This window comes from Mycoplasma sp. 10961 (assembly GCF_055523525.1).
In genome coordinates, this window is record NZ_JBVFVD010000001.1 from 83,681 (window position 1) to 103,596 (window position 19,916).

The 19,916-nt window shown below is 29.7% G+C and carries 14 protein-coding genes; 9 read left to right on the forward strand and 5 right to left on the reverse strand.

Annotated features, from left to right (window positions below; translation table 4 throughout):
- Positions 1–503: 503 nt before the first annotated feature.
- The 4 genes from AC0B4T_RS00375 (at position 504) to rpmG (ending at position 9,397) form a co-directional block, all read left to right on the forward strand.
- Positions 504–3,596, forward strand: coding sequence for a hypothetical protein (locus AC0B4T_RS00375; protein WP_465102669.1), 3,093 nt, complete (start codon positions 504–506; stop codon positions 3,594–3,596).
- A gap of 79 nt (positions 3,597–3,675) precedes the next feature.
- On the forward strand, positions 3,676–5,727 hold the full coding sequence (locus tag AC0B4T_RS00380; protein WP_465102670.1) for an alpha-amylase family glycosyl hydrolase: 2,052 nt from the start codon (positions 3,676–3,678) through the stop codon (positions 5,725–5,727).
- Positions 5,728–5,737: 10 nt separating this feature from the next.
- Complete coding sequence (locus AC0B4T_RS00385; RefSeq protein ID WP_465102671.1) at positions 5,738–8,950, forward strand: hypothetical protein; 3,213 nt, start codon at positions 5,738–5,740, stop codon at positions 8,948–8,950.
- Positions 8,951–9,244: 294 nt separating this feature from the next.
- Positions 9,245–9,397, forward strand: a complete 153-nt coding sequence (rpmG, locus tag AC0B4T_RS00390) for a 50S ribosomal protein L33 (RefSeq protein ID WP_465101828.1) — start codon at positions 9,245–9,247, stop codon at positions 9,395–9,397.
- Between the two features lie 32 nt (positions 9,398–9,429).
- On the opposite strand, the gene AC0B4T_RS00395 is transcribed toward rpmG, so the two are convergent.
- The 5 genes from AC0B4T_RS00395 to AC0B4T_RS00415 are packed head-to-tail and all read right to left on the reverse strand — an operon-like array spanning position 9,430 to position 13,293.
- Positions 9,430–10,818, reverse strand: coding sequence for a M17 family metallopeptidase (locus tag AC0B4T_RS00395; RefSeq protein WP_465102672.1), 1,389 nt, complete (start codon positions 10,816–10,818; stop codon positions 9,430–9,432).
- Between the two features lie 2 nt (positions 10,819–10,820).
- Positions 10,821–11,195 (reverse strand): YigZ family protein, encoded by a 375-nt coding sequence (locus tag AC0B4T_RS00400; RefSeq protein WP_465102673.1) that lies wholly within the window; start codon positions 11,193–11,195, stop codon positions 10,821–10,823.
- Positions 11,188–12,045: a ribosome biogenesis GTPase YlqF gene (gene ylqF / locus AC0B4T_RS00405; protein ID WP_465102674.1), complete on the reverse strand. Its 858-nt coding sequence runs from the start codon at positions 12,043–12,045 to the stop codon at positions 11,188–11,190. Before ylqF ends, AC0B4T_RS00400 begins: the two co-directional genes overlap by 8 nt.
- A 2-nt stretch (positions 12,046–12,047) precedes the next feature.
- Complete coding sequence (locus tag AC0B4T_RS00410; protein WP_465102675.1) at positions 12,048–12,776, reverse strand: TrmH family RNA methyltransferase; 729 nt, start codon at positions 12,774–12,776, stop codon at positions 12,048–12,050.
- Complete coding sequence (locus AC0B4T_RS00415; protein WP_465102676.1) at positions 12,760–13,293, reverse strand: tRNA (cytidine(34)-2'-O)-methyltransferase; 534 nt, start codon at positions 13,291–13,293, stop codon at positions 12,760–12,762. The genes AC0B4T_RS00410 and AC0B4T_RS00415 overlap by 17 nt, the downstream gene beginning before the upstream one ends.
- Before the next feature lie 117 nt (positions 13,294–13,410).
- Between AC0B4T_RS00415 and AC0B4T_RS00420 the strand changes: the two genes are divergently transcribed.
- From AC0B4T_RS00420 to AC0B4T_RS00440, 5 genes are all read left to right on the forward strand, one after another.
- Positions 13,411–15,321 (forward strand): MIP family Ig-specific serine endopeptidase, encoded by a 1,911-nt coding sequence (locus tag AC0B4T_RS00420; protein ID WP_465102677.1) that lies wholly within the window; start codon positions 13,411–13,413, stop codon positions 15,319–15,321.
- 12 nt (positions 15,322–15,333) lie between these two features.
- Positions 15,334–16,386 (forward strand): M24 family metallopeptidase, encoded by a 1,053-nt coding sequence (locus AC0B4T_RS00425; RefSeq protein ID WP_465102678.1) that lies wholly within the window; start codon positions 15,334–15,336, stop codon positions 16,384–16,386.
- Complete coding sequence (gene pip, locus AC0B4T_RS00430; RefSeq protein WP_465102679.1) at positions 16,367–17,344, forward strand: prolyl aminopeptidase; 978 nt, start codon at positions 16,367–16,369, stop codon at positions 17,342–17,344. Before AC0B4T_RS00425 ends, pip begins: the two co-directional genes overlap by 20 nt.
- 83 nt (positions 17,345–17,427) lie before the next feature.
- Positions 17,428–19,344: an alpha-amylase family glycosyl hydrolase gene (locus AC0B4T_RS00435; RefSeq protein WP_465102680.1), complete on the forward strand. Its 1,917-nt coding sequence runs from the start codon at positions 17,428–17,430 to the stop codon at positions 19,342–19,344.
- A 95-nt stretch (positions 19,345–19,439) separates the two neighbouring features.
- Positions 19,440–19,889: a hypothetical protein gene (locus AC0B4T_RS00440; RefSeq protein ID WP_465102681.1), complete on the forward strand. Its 450-nt coding sequence runs from the start codon at positions 19,440–19,442 to the stop codon at positions 19,887–19,889.
- Positions 19,890–19,916 lie beyond the last annotated feature (27 nt).

The following is a 19,916-nucleotide window of genomic DNA, read 5'->3' on the forward strand; positions in this document are numbered from 1 at the left end:
TTTTTAAAAATTACTAAATAAAATTTTTTTGTTTTGTAATTTGTTTTTTGGAAAAGAATCATGTCCTGGCTTTCTTTTGAATTTTAATAATTTTCAACATTTTATATATTTTTCCCAAAGTTATTTTAAAAATTTAATAAATATCATGTCTAAAATAAGCATAAAAATTCTCATATTATTGAATTATATGGAAACGTTTCCAGATTGTATATTTTATATGTTATAACTATATACTATACATTAATATATTCTTTAATTTGCTGATAAAGTATTAAAAATTCTATATAAAATGCACAAAATCTTATGAATGTCATTAATTTTTATCTTGAACAGTCCATACCACCACCAACATATTGGTTTTCTTCTCATATATATATATATATATATTAAAATTAAATTAAGGAGATATTTAATTTTAAACAAGTATATATATTTTTTATTAAATAAATCCTTAATTTAAATTAACAAAAATATATAAATATAATATTGAGGACATATAGCTTATGAAATTACGAAAATTTTTATTAATAACAACTAATTTAATATCTATAACCACATTTACCGCTGTATCATGTACACCAGGTAAAGATGGTCAAGATATTAGTAAGTACTCAATAAAAAGTTTTAGAGTACTTAAAACAACTGAAAATTCTGCTGAATTAGCAGTTAAAATTACTGGTTTAACATCTACTGATAAATTAGATGTTAAAATCGATGATAAAGATTATACCTTTACAGTATCAAATTTAACTAAATTAGGCGAAGATGAATACAAAATAGTTATTACAGGTTTAACTAAGAATAAAGAATATGAAGTTGATGAAATTGAAGTTAACGATGATGTAGACTTCAATATTGATCAAAAATTCAGAACATCAAATGGAGAGCAAGCGCAAAACACTGCCCCCGCTCCAAAAGATCCAACTAAAGAGCCAGGCAATGGTAACCCTAAAAATGGACAAAATACTAATAATTACGCTCTAAAAAGTTTCAGAGTACTTAAAACAACTGAAAATTCTGCTGAATTAGCAGTTAAAATTACTGGTTTAACATCTACTGATAAATTAGATGTTAAAATCGATGATAAAGATTATACCTTTACAGTATCAAATTTAACAAAACTGGGAGAAGATGAATACAAAATAGTTATTACAGGGTTAACTAAGAATAAAGAATATGAAGTTGATGAAATTGAAGTTAATGATAATGTAGACTTCAATATTGATCAAAAATTTAGAACATCAAATGGCGAGCAAGCGCAAAACCCTGCCCCAGCACCAAAAGATCCAACTAATAGTAATGCTAACCAAGAACCACCTAAAGAAGGAAATGTACCTCCTAACCCAGGTCCTAATGATCCAACTCCAAAAGACCCAACCAAAGAGCCTGCCAATGATAAAGGTACCCAAGAACCTCCTAAGACCGACCCAAATCCTGCCCCCGCTCCAAAAGATCCAGCAACAGAAGAACCAGGAACTGGTGCAAACCAACAGGATGAAGAAAAAACAAACAATGGTACTGATAATGGCTCAACTGGTACAGTTAATCCGGAAAAACCTGCTCTTCCTGAACCCACACCACCTACTAATGATGGAACTAACAATCAAGATAGTAGTCCAACAAAACCGGATGAATCAGAAACAGAAAAAAATAATAGTAGTGAGAATTCTGGAACAACTAGTACTGAACAAGACAAACAACAAGAAACACAAAAACCTGATAATGTAGACTCTACTAGTGACACAAGCAATACTGATGCTTCAAATAAGAGCGGACAAGCAAACTCTGAAACTGATCAAACTTCCTCAGGTAATTCTCAAAATGGATCTACAAGTGATGGAGAATCAGGTAAAGCAACAGAACCAGGTTCTACAGGACCTAGCACTCAAGACTCAGCTTCACAATCTAACAGTACCATTTCAAACGGACAAACTGGATCACAAGGTTCAAATAGTGAAACAACTAGCCAATCTCCAACAACCCAAGATGGTGCTCAAACCAACGAGCAAGAAAACACTAAAAAAGTAACTTCAACTTGAAGTACTGATAATGATAAAACTAATGCATCATCAGAGAAAAACTATTATAAATTTGATGAACAAAAACAAGATATTTATAAAGAAACATTATTAAGATCAGATATTTATACAGACTTAAAACTAGGTGATATTTTACCATTACGTAACTTTATGGCAGCTATCTTAGGGATTAGTAATATTAATGATTTACATGGAAATAATCAAGAACATAAACACTTAATCAAGGCAGATTTATTAAAACTTAATGCAACTGGTTATAATAATGAAAAAGAAAATAATGAATTACACGTTCGAAAACTTGAAAATCATTTCTTTGGTGCAAATGGTGATACTGTAAATAAAATAACTTCTTTAATTACTAAATTAGAAACTGCACTTAAGCATGATATTAAAAATAAAAAAAATGCTTCTGAAACTCAAATTGTGTCTAGCGCTTCTAATGGGTCTACAACAACTGAAGGAATGCAAAAGATTAGGGATGATATAAATAAAAAAGTGCAAGATTTTGTTAATGTTTACCGTAAAGATGACACTTTAAGTGATGAAGATCGTAAAAAATATGTTGATTCATATTTAAATGTTTATTTAAATGTGGCTCGTGTGAGGGTAATTTTCAGTGAATTAAAAGATCATTATACAACTAATAATTCTCAAAATACACAAGAACCTAAATGAGATGATATTTTCCAGAAAATCTTCCCATATAAAAAGGATTCTTCTTCTTCTTCTTATGAAGGTAAGGAATTTGTAGATAGTTTTTGAACAAAAGGCGGGACAAATACTTCTGGTAATACTGACACAGATCCTAAAGCAGAGGCAAACTATATTAAAGTAACTGATCGCCAAGGTATTTTAGATAATCTTTATAAACATATTGAGGAACAGTTTAATAAAATAACTGAGCCAAACTTAAAAGATATTTTACCTTTAAGAAATACTGTTGCATCCCTTTTAGGTATTGCAGATGTCTCTAATTTAAAAGGAAAAGAAATTAATGGTAGTGGTGCTCAGGATGATAAAGATTGATTAGTTGCTAAAGAACTTTTAAAAGATGGAGTTAGTGATTCTACCACCGACCCATCTTATACTAGTATGAAACATACTAGTGGTGATGCTTTGCATGTTCGTAAAATTGAAAAAGAAATTTTTGGGATAAATGGCGATGGCGAAAATAATAATAAAGAACAAACTATTAGAAACTTTATTAAAGAATTAGCTAATAAATTACCTAGTGTAACTCAAAATTCTGCAACAACACATTCTGAAACTGCGGAAGCACAAACTCCATCAACTGAACCAGAAAAAACATTGCATGATATTAAAGAAAAAGCTAAGAAATTTGTTGCTGCTTATGCAAAAGAAACAAGCTCTGGTGATGATAATAATCCAAAATTTACTAAAATCATGGATACTGACATTGATAAAGTTGTTAAACTATACTTTAATACATACTTAAATAAAGCTCGTGTTGTTAAGTGAACTTTAGATTGAATTAAACAAGAAGCAAATATTAAACCAACAACAAATACTGATTCTTCAGGAAGTACAACACAATAATAATTAATATAATTAAATAATCTATTTTAAAAATAGATTATTTGTTATTTTAATTTATATATAAGAGGTAATATTGTAAATGAAAAAACAACTAAAAAAGATATTTAATTTAGCCTTAATTTCAACTCCACTAATTATTAGTGTTGCTTGTACTAAGGTTCCTGAAACAATAACAAACCCGGATCCTGATCCAGGCATAAGAGATATAACACCTCCCCCTACAAATCCCGGTGGTTCTAATAATCAACAGCCTACTCCCCCTACTATTACATTACCAGGCAACCCCAATAAATTAAACGAAACTAAAGTTAACGAACTTAAAAAGTTACAAAACTCTAAAACCTTATTAAATTGAGGTGATGAAAGTTTTGCTCAAAAAGTAAGATCACAAAATTTAACGAATCTTACTTATAGTGATGAAGCAACTAATGTTGCTTCAATTGCTCCATTTAATAAAGAAGCTAAAAGATCCAATGTTATGTACCAACTAACAGTATATTCATTTGCTGATGGAAATAATGATGGAATTGGTGACTTTATTGGTTTAAAAAATAACCTAGATTACTTTGTTAATCTAGGTATTGATACTTTATACCTTTCGCCTATTCACCCAGCTTCATCATACCACGGGTATGATGTAATTGATTATACTGACGTTGCTCCTGAACTTGGAGGGATGCAAGCTTTTGATGAATTTTTAACAGCGGCCCATGCGAAGGGAATTAGGGTGGTTATTGACGTAGTTATTAACCATACTTCGTACGAACACCCTTGATTCCAAAAGGCCTTGCAAGGTGATCCTAAATATAAAAATTATTACTATATGTATGATAAAAATTCTGATGGTCACGCTAAAGAAGGAACCGACGATATACGGCAAAACTTTATTTATGTAAATGAACCTGGTAAAAATATTCCAAATACTGACTATAAATGAGCCGCAGAATTTTGATCTGGTATGCCAGATCTAAATTTAAAGAATCCTGAATTATTACAAGAGATGTTAAATGTACATAAGTTTTGAGCTGCTAAAGGTGTAGATGGTTTTAGATATGATGCATTTTATCATTTCTTTGACTCAGAAAATATTTATAAAAATACTTCTAATAAAGGTTTAGAGGTTGATTTAATGGCTGAATTTAGAAAGGTTATTGAACAAGAATATCTTAAAGCAAATCAAAATAATATTTCAAGATCATCAGAAACTGCCTTTATGTTTGGTGAATGATGAGGAAGTTCATCTGATGATAAAGCCAAAGGTAATTGATTTAGTAAAACTGGGCAAAAAGCACTTAGTTCATTAATTGATGGAACTAAGTGAAAAGATGATGTTAATAATGTTTGAATTCATCCAGGGGATGAATTAAACTTAATTAAATCATTAACTGATTATAAAGGACAAAAACGTGAATGAATTCCATTTTTAGATAATCACGACGTTGAAAGATGGATTAACAAATTTAAATGACAATTACGTGAAACTGAAGTTAATGATGAGCCACATAAACTAACTGACAAAGAAAGATATCGTTACATTTCCGCAATTTTCTCATTATTATCTCGTGGTGGACTACCTACCTTATACAATGGAAATGAAATTTTAATGCAAGGTGGACCAAAAAGTGATGATGATACTAAAGTAAGGGAAGCATATTACTGAAATGATCCTAAGAAAACAGTTTATTTTAAAGAAGCAAAAAATGATGCTGTAGTAGTGCAAACTGGCGCTTCAGTAGGTGAAGGATCAATTGAAAGTATTACTAGTGATCAATCTTCATCTTATAACTTAATATCTAAATTAATTCAACTTCGGCAAAATTACATTTCACTGCGTGAAATGGATGAAAAATATATTTGGTGAGATTTAGACAAAGTATTAGAGTTTTCCGGTAATGATAATGATTTTAAAGGACATAATACAACCCTGAGATTAAATGAAGATGGTACTTTGATTTTAATTCTTTATTCTGATTCACTGGAAAATGAATCAAGAATATCTCTTAATTCAAATTACTATGTTAAGGAAAAATTATTAGGAGAGAATTTTAGGCATACAACTGAAAATAACAAAGATAGCATTATAGCAACAGGGAAAGGAAAATTTGGAGCTTATTTAATAGCTCCAAGATAATAAATAAATTATGAAGTTTAAGAAATTTTTATTAACTAGTTCAAGTATTATATCCCTTAGTTCTTTAATGCTTGCTTCATGTACTAATGAAAACCCTGGTGCTCCTGATAAACCAAAGCCACCAATTAATGCTAACCCCGATCCAACTAAACCTAATGATCCTGAACCTGGCAATAGTGATGGTAAAAATAAAACTAGCCAAATCAATGAAATCAACCAAAATAAAGAAATTGTTATTGCAATTGATGGTAGTTTAAGACCTTTTTATAATCACGTCATTGATGCTTACAATAAAACTGAAATAGGTAAAAATTATAAGGTTAAAACTGTTTCAAAAGATCTTTGGGGAGCTTTGCAGTTAGCCTTTGATTCAAGTGATCAAGATAAAGATTCTCTTGATATTGTCTATATGCCTTCAGATTATATAACACTCTTAACCCAAGCTAAAAAACTTACCTTTCTTGATGAATATATGCCTGAATTATTTAATGAAATAACCAGCCAAATCAAAGCAAGTCCAACTGAAAAAAATATTATGCAACAATTTGGAAGTGTTAATTTAAAATTAAATAATAATAACACTTCTAAATTACTTGGTATTGTGCATAATACCGAAGGATTAACCTTAGCTTCTAATTTACCTGAAAATGAAGCTAAAGAAATTTTAATGGATAGTTCAACTGATACTTTAGTTGAACTAATCAAAGAAGGAAAGATGCTAGTTAGATTCCAGGATTTTTGGTATTCAAATGGAGTTTTTGCAGGTGTTTTTGAGAAAATCAAACAAGATAATCCTGAGCTTAGTGATATTAATTTAATGACTAAGATCTTATATACAAATCCAGAAACTAACAAAGTTTCTTCTGGATTTATCAACACTGATAAATATAATGTTTATTTTAAAGATGCAATTAAAGTATTTACCTCGTTATTTTTCCCAATTTATGAGGCGGCTTATATAAAAACTGAACAAGAATTTCAAGAAACTCCATGAGCAGCAAAAGGGATTACTCAAACTGATTTAAAAGCAACTTTATCAAATAATGCTAGTGTTGCCAATGATCGTATTTTTAGTTTGCTAAAAAACAATAAAATTAATTTTACGGTAATTGGTTCATGGGATGCTAAATTATCGCAAAGCCAAGCCAATGCTCAAAGTTTTTTCTCGGTTGTTAAAACTGACGAAGATCATGAATTTATACAGGCTCCAGGAGCTTGAAGTTTTGGAATTAGTTCTAAAAATAAAGATGCTTCGCCTGAACGTAAGGATGCCTTAAAGCAATTTATTAAAACTATCTTTGATGTTTCGTCTTATTATGAATTATTTAAAAATGGTACTAATATTCCATTTGTTAAAGAAGTTTATCAAGATTTAAAAAGGGCAATTAAAAAGGAAAACCTAGAAGAATATAATAAATTAACTGACTTAGCTAAATCACAAGGATACCAAACTTACGAAGAATTAAAAGAATTTTACTTCCAAAAACAAGAACAAACCTCTGAACTTTCAATACTTTATGAACAAGCAACTTGGGGCGAATCTTGATCATTAGATCTTGATAAAACTAGCCCAAGTTCAGAGCAAAATATGGTTTTAGTTTCATCTTTAAAAGATGAATTGATTAAAAAAGAACCTAATTTAACCGATCAGCAATTTACCGAAATGAAATTGCAAAATATTTTACCATTACGTAACACTGTAGCTTCCTTATTAGGTATTGAAAATATTGATAATTTAAAAGGTAAAAAATTTCCTGAATGAAGTGATGAGCATACTGACAATTGATTAGTTGGTAAAGATTTACTTAAAGAAGGTGTAAAAGAGAGCCAAATGCGCTATGAGGAAAATGGTCGTTATTCTGAAGAATCATTACATATGCGTAAAATTGAAGAATATATCTTTGGAGTCTATGGCGATAATGAAGCTCAAAAACTTGACTTTATTGATAAATTAACTAAACTACTTTGGGAAGATTATAAAAATAATTCTTCTAAAGTAGAAGAATTAAAAACTTCAATTATTAACAAAGCTCAAAGTTTTGTTAATGAATTTAGCAAAAAAGAATTAACTTTAGAAGAAATTACTAAAATAGTGCAAGGCTATTTAGCTGTATATCTTAATCCAGCATTAGTGCGATTTTTCTATGTTAAAGACTTTACTTCATTTCCAAATACAATTTATAATGAAGCACAAATTGCTGAATTAAAGAATTGAACAAATTATAATACTTGAGGAGAATCTTGATCTAAGAATACTAATACTACTAAAGCAAATGCACAAGAGAATTTTGTTAGTGCACAAGAATTAAAAGATCAAGTTAAAAAACTTAATTCATTGCAAGAACGTGATTATGAAACATTAGAAATTGAGAGTATCTTACCATTACGTAATACCATAGCTTCATTATTAGGTCTTGAAAATGTTAATCTTTTAGTAGGTAAAGAAGAAAACCAAGATAAAGAATGGTTGGTATCGCAAGATTTACTTAAAGAAGATAGCATTAGTCATCCTTTTAGCTCATTACTTCGCTATAATACTGAAGCTTTGCATATGCGAAAAATTGAAGAATTTATTTTCAGTGTTAATGGTGATAATCGAGCATCGAAAAATGCTCTTTTACAAAATTTAACTGAAGCGCTAATTAAAGACATAAAGGCTCGTAATAGCAACAATATTGATGAAATTAAAACTTATGCTTATAGTAGGGCTCAATTATTTGTTGAAACTTATAGCAAAATAGCAGTTGATCAAACAATCATAAAACAAGCAATAGATGGATATTTAAATGCTTATTTAAATCCTGCGAAAATAAGGGCTTTAGTTCTAAATATTATTCGTCGTCAATCAAAAAACCAAAGTAATGTAAGTGTTTCCGACGAAGTTTTAGAAACCATCTTAGCCTTTGAAGATAAATTTAAAACCAATAAAACAATGAATGTTTTTGGTTCAACTACTAGCATTGCTGATGGGGGGTTAGGTATTACAAGATTACAACCAATTCGTCCTGATAATTCTAATCCACTCTTTGAACAAGTATGGAATATTATGAATAAAGAGGTTTTTGGTAACAGAGCAATATATGAAAATATGGCGCGTTATAATATTAAAACCCAGGGTGCTTTTAACTCTGAACTAGGTCGGGAATTACTAATTGCCTTTAATAAATATATTACAACCTTAAATGAAGAAAATAAGAATACAAATTTAGTGATTGATAATTAACTATACAAAAATTAAAACAATAATCATTAATTTTATTATGATTGTTGTTTTTTTGTTTTTTTATGCTTCGCTAATAAAGGTTTAGTTTTCAGAACCATGTATGTTAATGGCATTAAAATAGAGAAGTTGAAAAAATCGGATGAATTTCATCCTAATCTAAAATAACAAAAGTTATTGTGAATTATTTTATAGTATACAATTTAGACTTTTATAAAATATATTTTATTAATTGACATTTTTCATATATAATAGTTTTATTATTATAAAATATCATATATAGCAAAGGAGTAGATTATGGCAAGAGAAGGATATACATTAGCATGTCAAGATTGCAAAATGGAAAACTATATTTCTAAGAAAAATAAGAAAAATCATCCTGAAAAAGTAGAATTATCAAAATACTGCTCAAAATGCAATTCTCATACTAATCACAAAGAAAAAAAATAATATATAACATATATAAAAAAAAGAAACTGATTTTATTCAGTTTCTTTTTTCTTATTATGTAATCTTAATATAAATTCAACTAAGGTTGCTACTAATGGGCCTTGCGGCTGTTGATTAGCATCAGCAGTTCCAGCAATATCGCAATGAATGAAATCAATGCCTTTAGTGAATTCTTTTAAAAACATGGCTGCTTGCGAAGAATCTTGTCTTACTATTTTTGATCAACTGGCTAAATCTGCTACCTTTGAACTTTTATTACCTTTATGAAAATCTTCATGTAGTGGCATACGTCAAACCTTTTCTTGTGCCTCGCGCGCTGCTTCATTAAAGATTTCTCATTTTGAATCATTGGTTGACCAAATTCCGCTATAAACATTAGATAAACTCGTTAAGATAGTACCAGTTAAGGTAGCAACATCTATAATAGTTGTTGGCTTTAATTTTTCTGCTGCATAGTAAATTCCATCTGCTAAGACTAGTCTCCCTTCAGCATCTGTATCCACAACCTCAACCCATTTACCGCTCATTGATTGATAAACATTTTCAGGTAATGAAGCATCATTATTAATACGATTATCCGTGATGCACATAATAGCACTGACGTTGACTTTAGCTTTAAGTAAAGCTAAAGTTTTAACTGTATAAGCTGCAACTACTGATCCTGACATATCATATTTCATTCCTTCCATATGATACCCTTTTGTATTAACTCCACCTGTATCAAAAGTAATTCCTTTACCTACAATGCTCGTATGCTCAGCATCTTTTGGATTACCTTTATAAGTGATAATTACAACACGTGGTTCATGGGTACTTCCTTGATTAACTGAAAGAAGTAAATTCATGTTTAAATCTTGAATTTCTTTTTTAGTTAAAACCTCAACTTTTAAATTATCAATTCCTGAAAAGTTGCTTGAAATGCTTGAAGCAAGCATTTCAGAGTTTAAGAAGTTTTCCGGTGTAATTTGTAAGTTTCTTACTTGGTTTACAGATTTTGCAATTAAAGTTACTTTATTAATTAATTGCTTTTGCTCTAAAGTAGGTTGTTCAATTAGCAAACTTAAAGATTCTTCTTTAGTTTTTGCTTCTTTTTGATATGTTTTTTTGAATAGTTTTGCTTTTGCAAAGATTGCCCCAAAGACAAATAACCGAATTAATTTATCTGTCTCAAAATGATTACTAAAAGCTTTTAAATCTAATACATAACTTCTTTGTAAATTACTTGCAAAATTATTAAATCATTGTGAAAATTCATATCAAGATTGCTTTTCCTTACTAAAATATACATATGATTCTTTTGTACTTAATTCATCACTAATTGTAAAATTACGTTTTCCGACAAAATTTGGAAATTCAAAACCTTCAAAAGCAGGTTTTAATAATTGTGTATTTGTATCATGTTTATTGATTATTTTTATCATTATTATTCCTTTTCTAAATATTGTTCGATGGCTAATTTAGCACTTTGGCGGTATGCTTTTTGTAAACCGCCAAAACCTAATAAAGTACCTCCAAAATACCTTACTACAATTACTAGGATATTTGTCAGTTTTTTAATTCTAATTAAATCATAAATAACTTTACCAGCGGAATTAGATGGCTCGCCATCATCACTAAAACCTCCATTTTCGATATTATTATTTAAGATTAAATATCCATAGCAAATATGCCTTGCTTTCTTATGCTCTTTTTTGAGCAAATTAATTATTTCTTTTATATTACCTTTATCAGTTATGTTATAAACATATGAGATAAAGGTAGATTTTTTAAAAATAATTTCTATACCTTGCTTAGTCAAAAGTTATTCCTTTTAAATTTCTAACCATTTGTACAAAATGGTTATAAGCTTTAGTTAAATCGAGTTTTCCCTGACTTTTAAAGAAGTTGAATTTTTTAGCATAATCGCTTAAAAGCCCATAAACTTCAATTTCATCTAGTGAAGGTTTGAGCCCTAATTTTTCGAGTTTCTCAGGATAATATTTACTTAGTAAAACATAGAATTTAGTCGCTAAAAATTGTGGCGAAAAATTTTCGTATTTAATTGATCCTATTGCCAATAATTTGACCGCTGGTTCTTGGTCATCGAATTTTGGCAATAAAATACCAGGAGTATCTAAAAATAAAAATTCTTTATTTGCTACCCATTTTTTTTCCTTAGTAACACCAGGGAAATTTTCCACTTTTAAGGATGCTTTTTCAGTTACTAAATTAATTAAGGTACTTTTACCACAGTTTGGAACCCCAACAACAAACGATTTAATTTTAGTTTTAATTATTCCTTTTTCAAAATTTCTTGATATTTTTTCTTTATTTATTTCTGTTAATTTACGTAATATTTTATTTTTAGAACTTTGATTACGTAAATCTAGCCATAATAAATGTTCACCGCTAAATCTCTCATTAATTTGATTTTTTTTGTTTTTATCCATTAAATCAATTTTGGTAAAAATAAATAAGCGTGGTTTATGCGGAGCAATTTTGTCGAAATCTTCATTATATGAACTAATTGGAGCTCTTGCATCTAAGACAACTATAAAAACATCGGCAAGGGCAGCACTATTTTGAATTTCTTTAAAACCCTTGGCCATATGGCCAGGGTATCATTGAACTAGTGTTTCGTGGGTAGTTTCTTTTGGCTCAGTATACATTTTTAACTCCTTTTATTATAAATTTTATCTAGGATTATTCCAGCAGCAACTGCCACATTTAAACTTTCAAAAGTAATTGGTATATATAAACTATGATCTGCGAGGTTTTTTATTGCCTGCGATATTCCAGTTCCTTCATTACCTAAAATTACAATAATTTTATCTTCCGAAAATTTAATATCATTAAGTTTTTGGGCTTTTAAATCAAGGAGCGAAGCATATAGAGTAAATCCTTGATTTTTATAATCTTTTAATTCGTTAGCCAAATTTTTGGTTTGGATAATATTTAAATTAAAGATTGATCCTTGGCTAGCTCTAATTACTTTATCATTAAAAGGATCTAAATTTTCTATGATAATAGTATCAAATCCAAAAGCAAGGGATAAGCGCATGATAGTTCCAACATTGCCTGGATCTTGTAAATCATTTAAGGCAATAACATTATTAACTTTTGCAGTTTTCAACTTGCTTTTATCGCATAAAGCAAGGCAATGTTGGGGACTAGTAGTTTTTGCTAAATACTGAATGATGTCATAACTAACTTTTGTTGAATTAGGGTAAATTTTTGAATCTTCTGTTTCAAAAATTTCTAAAACTAAATTATGTTTTAAAGCTTCGTCAATTAAATGACGGCCAGAAACCAAAAACTTTTGTTCTAAAGTACGGTACTTTTTTTGTTCTAATTTTTTTAAATATTTAATTTTGGGATTTTGTTTACTTGTTAAAATCATGTTTCAAAAAATCTTTCCCTTTTTCTACTTCGTATAAAGATAATGATTCAAAATTTAATTGGCGCATGATTTCAAAAGCGACAATACAAACTGAATTTGCTAAATTAATCGAACGCATGGCAGAAACCATTGGTATTCTTAAACAATTATCTAAATTATTTTGCAAAATACTTTTATCAATACCTGTTGATTCGCGTCCAAACATGATTCAAATTTCTTGATTTTGATCATGAATTCTTTGATACTCAATATCACTATATGTTTTTAATCCATAGCGAGTAATATAAAAAATATTTTTATCATGATATTTATTATAAAAACTTTGATATGAATCATGGACTTCGTGGCGAATATCTGAAAGCATGCGTCCAGCTCCCGCTCTTTTTAAGTATTTAGGATGTAAGTCAAAACTTATTGGTTTAATGATATGTAATTTAGCGCCTAAAGCATAACAGGTTCGAATAATATTTCCTGTATTTGGTGAAATTTCAGGTTGGTATAAAACTATATTGATCATAATGTTCCTTTTCATTTAATAATATTATATTACCTTCATTAAATATACTTTTTAATTTTACTAAATTAACTGCTTGAGTAAAATTAAAAATTAATATTTGGTATAATACTTAAAGTAATGAAGAAAAATAATAAAAGAATGAAATTATTCCTGACTTTCATGAATTTATCAATTTTACCTGCTGTGGTAATTTCATGTACTAGTAAGGAAGATAACCCAAAACCTGATGATAAAAAACCTGGGAATGGTAAAGAATCTGCTAAACCAGTAATCCCATTGCCAGTGCAGCCAGATCCAGCCCCTATCAACCCAAATCCTGGTAATGACAAACCAGGAAATTCTACAAATCCAGTTTTAAATAACCCTAACCCGCCACAAGATCCACAACCAAAAGATCAAAACCCTGGATCAAGTATTCAAACTAAACCTACTGATCCAGTTAATTCTACAGATTTAGGAAACCAAACAACTGAGCCAAAGCAACCAAATGAAGGTTCAGATGCAAAGACACCTTCTCAAGAACCAAGGGAACCAGAAAACCCTGGGGCTTCTAATAATTCTGGAAATCCCCAATTACGTGAAGAAGTATCTAAATTAATTGACAAAGTTCAAGATCCTGATAAAAAGAACTTTTATACATTTAGGTTGCAATTTTCAAGTGATGCTGCGTTAAATAACCTTAAAACTGAAGTGCAGCAAACTCTTGCCCAAGAGGAAGAATGATCTAAAGATACTTCGCCTGCTGAAAAAAGGCAATTTAGTTTTCCTAAATTAACAGAACGTGAGGCAATTGAAAAAATTAAAAATAAGACTTTTTCAATTGGTTACGGTTGAACATTTGAGACTGCAACTACTCCTTTAGCACACCCACATAACGGAACCGGTTGGTTGCTAGATTATGCTTGGGATGCTAACAAAGAAAATTTAATGCTTTTTATTGCAACAAATTTACACGTACACAAATATGCCTTTAATAGTTTTGATAAAGATTTAAAAAATGATTTTCCAGAGTATTTCACTGAAGCAAAACGAGAAACACTTTATGGCTTTTTAGGTGTTCCAAGAGATGATATAAATCTTGAGCCAATTCCTAATAACACTAAGCCCAATACTGCTACTAATAGGCCAAGTATTTTCACAAATGAACCTAAAGAACGAGCTGAGCTTAAAGGAGCAACTTCATTAGGAGACATAATGAAAGCACCGCAAACTATATTTGCTGCAATGGATTTTTATAATGAAGAAGGTAATAAAAAGATGCTTGATAATGCGTCTTGATACAAAGATACAACTTATCCAGATCGCCGCCCAGGGTTAGATTTTGCTGTTTTCGGTGTCGAAATAAATTATAAAAAACTAACAGAAAATCAAAATCAATATGCATTATTTAAAAAGCATATTGATAGAGCAATTGCCACTTTTGATAATGATGTTAAAACAATTAAATATGAAGATGCTGCATTATACATCCCATTTGATTATGTTGCATCATATTTAAAACCAGGTGCTAATAAACTTAAATCATTGCGTCCTGAACGTTTGTATGTGGCAGGATACCCACAAGTTTCTAATACTGGATTATTTATGTCTAATACTTCGAGTGATTTAGATCATTCAGTTATAATTGATAGAACTACTTTTACAAATAATATTAGTAATGAAGGAGTCTTAGACGATGCAAGGATTGCAATTGGAATTGGTTATTCATTTGCTTTAACTAATTCCTCTTTAGCTGGTGGAACAAGTGGATCAATGGTAACTAATGAATATGGGGTTCCAGTTGGTATTTATAATACTTCATCAAATACTAATGGCACTGATTTATCACAAAGATCTGGCTTTGTTCCATTAATTCAAGGTGAAGATTTAGATTCATCATATGCTTATAACTTAATTGATGGAAGCGATAAAACTAAATACCCAATGCAAGAAAAATCTTATCGCCAAAATTTAGCTAAACTTGATAAAATATTAGTTAAATATCCAAAAACAGCATTATTCCCTAATGGGGTAAAACAAACTAACTAAGAGGAGAAAATTATGAATGATACAAGATTACTAAAAATGTTCGAACGAACAGGGGCTGAAGTTTTAATTTCTGAAGCTCCTCAAACTAGATTATGGTATGCTAATGTGCAAACTACTGATGGTTTTATTGCCATTGAAAAAGATAAAGCAACATTGTTTGTAGATGGACGCTACATTGAATATGCACAAAAGCATGCAAAAAATGTTGAGATAGTTTTAATTCAAGGAACCAATATGCAAGATTGGTTTAAAGCAAGAAACTTTAAAAAAGTTGCTTTAGAAAAAGATTACTTAATTAAAAATGTCCAAGAAAGAATTATTAATATTGTTAACCCAGAAGAATTAATTTGAGTAAATGGGCAAGAATTAAGAATTATTAAATCTCAAGAAGAACTTAAATTAATGCAAAAAGTTGTTGATATTTCTTTAGCAGCTTTAGATGAATTTAAAACTTGAGTTAAACCAGGTATTACTGAAAAAGAAGCAGCAGCAATGTTAAACTTTTTACTTAAAAAACATGGTGCTGATAAAGAAGGTTTTGATGAAATTATTGCTTCAGGTCCAAGCAGTGCCGAGCCACATCACCACCCTACAGATAAATTAATTGAAGATAATAATTTATTAAAAGTTGATTTTGGTGCTAAATATAAAGGATATACTGCTGATATTACTAGAACTTTTGTAATTGGAGATCAAAGTAAAGTTAATCCAGAAGCTTTAAAAATCCTAGAAATTGTTAAAGAAGCAGCAGCTTTAGGTCGTAAGGCAGTGCGCCCTGGTATTAAAGTTTCAGAAATTGATAAAATTTGCCGTGACTATATTATCCAAAAAGGATATGGGCAATATTTTACCCATTCAACTGGTCATGGTTTAGGTATTGATGTACATGAACTTCCAAATGTTTCAACTCGTTCAAACACTATTTTAGAACCAGGTATGATTATTACTGTTGAACCAGGTATTTATATTGAAGGCTTAGGTGGTGCTAGAATCGAAGATGATGTTTTAGTAACTGAAGATGGTTACTACGTATTTTCTAGACCATATGAAACAAAACAAAACTAAGCAAAATAACTTACTTGAAGCAAATTATCTTCAAGTAAGTGGAGGGCATTCAATTTATTATCATGTATATGGAAATCCGCAAGGATTTCCTATCTTTATAATTCATGGAGGTCCAGGCGGAGGCTCAACTCCGATCTTAAATAAATTATTTAATTTAGATGTTTTTAAGTTAATTTATATTGACCAAAGAGGATGTGGTAAATCTAAACCTCGTTTAGAACTTAAAAATAATACTACTCAAGCCTTAATTGAAGATATTGAAGCCTTAAGACTTCATTTAAATTTAACTAAAATAGCTTTATTTGGTGGAAGCTGAGGCACAACACTTGCTTTAGCATATGCAGTTAAATATCCGCTCAATGTTGAGCGGATATTACTAAGAGCAGTTTTTTTAGGACGCCAAGAGGATATAGATTTTTTATATGAAGCAAATGGAGCAAGTGACTATTATCCTGATTATTTTGAAACTTATAGCACGCTAGTTAAGGATATTCCAGGGAATAGTATTTTAGAAAAATACTATAATGTATTTACCAGCCATGATTCAGAATTTAAAAACTTAGCAGTACAAACTTTTTATAATTGAGAAGCATGCTTAGTTTCAGTTAATAAATTTAGGGCTAAGTTAAATCCAAGCAAACAAGAACTAAAGTCATATTTAGATGTTGCACTATTAGAAACTCATTATTTTGTTAACAAATGTTTCTTTAATGATGATAATTACATCCTTAAGCATGCTAAGATGCTTAAGGATATTCCAGTTGATATTGTGCATGGGCGACAAGATGTGGATTGTCGGCCAATTGGGGCTTATTTATTACACAAAGAATTAAGTAATTCAAAACTGTATTTAGTTGATGGAGCAGGGCATACTTCACTTGATAAAAACCTTTGAAATGCTTTAAAAACTGTAACAAAAAATTGAGAAAATATTTATGCTATACAAACCAAGAATTAAGTTTCTTGGTTTTTTTATATTTGACTTATCAACTGCTTTGAGTATTATTAACAAACTATTGCAATTTTTAATAAAATTTAAATATGAAGAAATATTTTAAATTACTATTGAATATAAGTGCTTTGCCAATTTTTGCAAGTACTTTGGTAGCTTGTTCAAATCAAGAATTAAAATATGATCAAGCTCGTGAATTTAAAAAGTTACAAGATGCTAAAACCTTATTAAATTGAGGTGATGAAAGTTTTGCTCAAAAAGTAAGATCAAAAAATTTAACTAATCTTACTTATAGTGATGAAGCAACTAATGTTGCCTCAATTGCTCCTTTTAATAAAGAAGCTAAAAGATCTAATGTTATGTACCAATTAACAGTATATTCATTTGCTGATGGCAATAATGATGGAATTGGTGACTTTATTGGTTTAAAAAATAACCTAGATTACTTTGTTAATCTAGGTATTGATACTTTATACCTTTCGCCTATTCACCCAGCTTCATCATACCATGGGTATGATGTAATTGATTATACTGACGTAGCTCCTGAACTTGGTGGGATGCAAGCTTTTGATGAATTTTTAACAGCGGCCCATGCGAAGGGAATTAGGGTCGTCATTGACGTGGTTATCAACCATACTTCGTACGAACATCCTTGGTTCCAAAAGGCTTTGCAAGGTGATCCTAAATATAAAAATTATTACTATATGTATGATAAAAGTCAAAATAGTAATGAGCAACAAGGAACTGATGATATTAGACATTTATTTAAAGTAGTTAATACCCTTGGTTCAAATCCGCCGCAATCTAATTATAAATGGGCAGCGGCCTTTTGATCAGGAATGCCAGACTTAAATTTATCAAATCCTGAAGTGATCGAAGAAATTAAGAATATGCATAAGTTTTGAGCAACTAAAGGAATTGACGGGTTTAGATATGATGCATTCTACCATTTCTTTGATTCTCCTAATATTTATAAAGGAAGAAGTAAAAAAGGGCATGAAGTAGAATTATTTAGTGAGTTTCGTAAAGTAATTAATGAAGCATATAAAGAAGCTGCAAATAATGGAATTGTTCGTTCTTCTAATGATGCATTTATGTTTGGAGAATGGTGAGGTGATTCAAGTGATGCAAATGCTCAAAAAAATTGGTTTAACAAACAAGGAGATGTTTCACTTAGTTCATTAATTGATGGAGTAAGGTGGAAGAATTCAACAGATGTAAGATTAAATTCATATGAGGAACTCAAGTTAATTGAAGGTTTAACTGATAAAAATGGTGTAATTAGGGAATGAATTCCATTTTTAGATAATCATGATGTTGAAAGATGAATTACCAGAATTAAACAAGGAGTGGGGGGTGCTCCTGCGACTACTGAACCATATAAATTATCATTAGATCAACGCAACCGGTATATTGCAGGGATCTTTGGACTTTTATCACGTGGTGGTTTACCAACTTTATATAATGGTAATGAGATTTTGATGCAAGGAGGGCCTAAAAAGCGGGATGTAAATGTTCGTGAAGCTTTTTGGTGAGAAGATACAACTAAGAATGTTGATTTTTACGAACTTAAAAGCCCTGATGATCGGATCTCACCAAAAGCTTCACCTGGCGAAGGAAGCGTTGAATCAATAATTAAAAATCCGAATTCATCATATAATTTAATTGCACAGTTAATTAACCTACGTAAAGAATATATTTCACTACGTGAAATGAATTCTAAATATGTAGTAAGTAATTGAAGGGATATTTTGGATTTTGAAGATGTCCAAAATGGATTTAGTGTCAATAACACAACATTAAGAAAAAATGATGATGGAACTTATTTATTAATTGTATATAACCCACTTGGTAATAATGAAGCAAAAATTACTTTAAAAAATAATTTGGTTATCAAAGAAAAATTATTAGGAAGTAATTTTACAATCAAAAATATAGACAATAATGCAACTATTATTGGGAGTGGCCAAGGTAAGTTTGGAGCCTTTCTAATTGGTCCTAAATAGTTTGATATTGCAAGGTAAATTATCAACACTATATTTTAAGTATATTATAAGTGAACAAATAATATTTAATATTTTGCTATAATATTTATAGAAAAATGAAAAAAAAATACAAATTTAAGCGAATTCCACTCAAAACTAAGTTAAGATATTTTATTTTTGGTAAATATCCACTTGAAAGACGGTATAAACCAAAGATTTTAGAGTACTTATTTATGATTTTTTCAAACATTGTTGCTTTTGTAATCACAATTTTATTTTTTTTTATTATAAAAAAGGCTATAAACGAAGGTACAGAAGGAACAATATATGGAAATGTTTCCACAAGGTTAAATGCATATGAAAGTCGTATCTTTATTTCAATTCTTTTACTAACTTATATAGTTAATTTGATACTTTCAATCCATGTGCTTTACATTTTGAAAAAAACGGAATTTAATAAAATATTCGCTGTGCTTGGAGTTATTTCTTCATTAACTTTTTTAACTCCATTTGCAATCATTTTTCTAATTATTGCTTATCAAAAAAATGAATTGGCTTTTGAATAAGCCATAGATTTAAAATAGATATTTAAG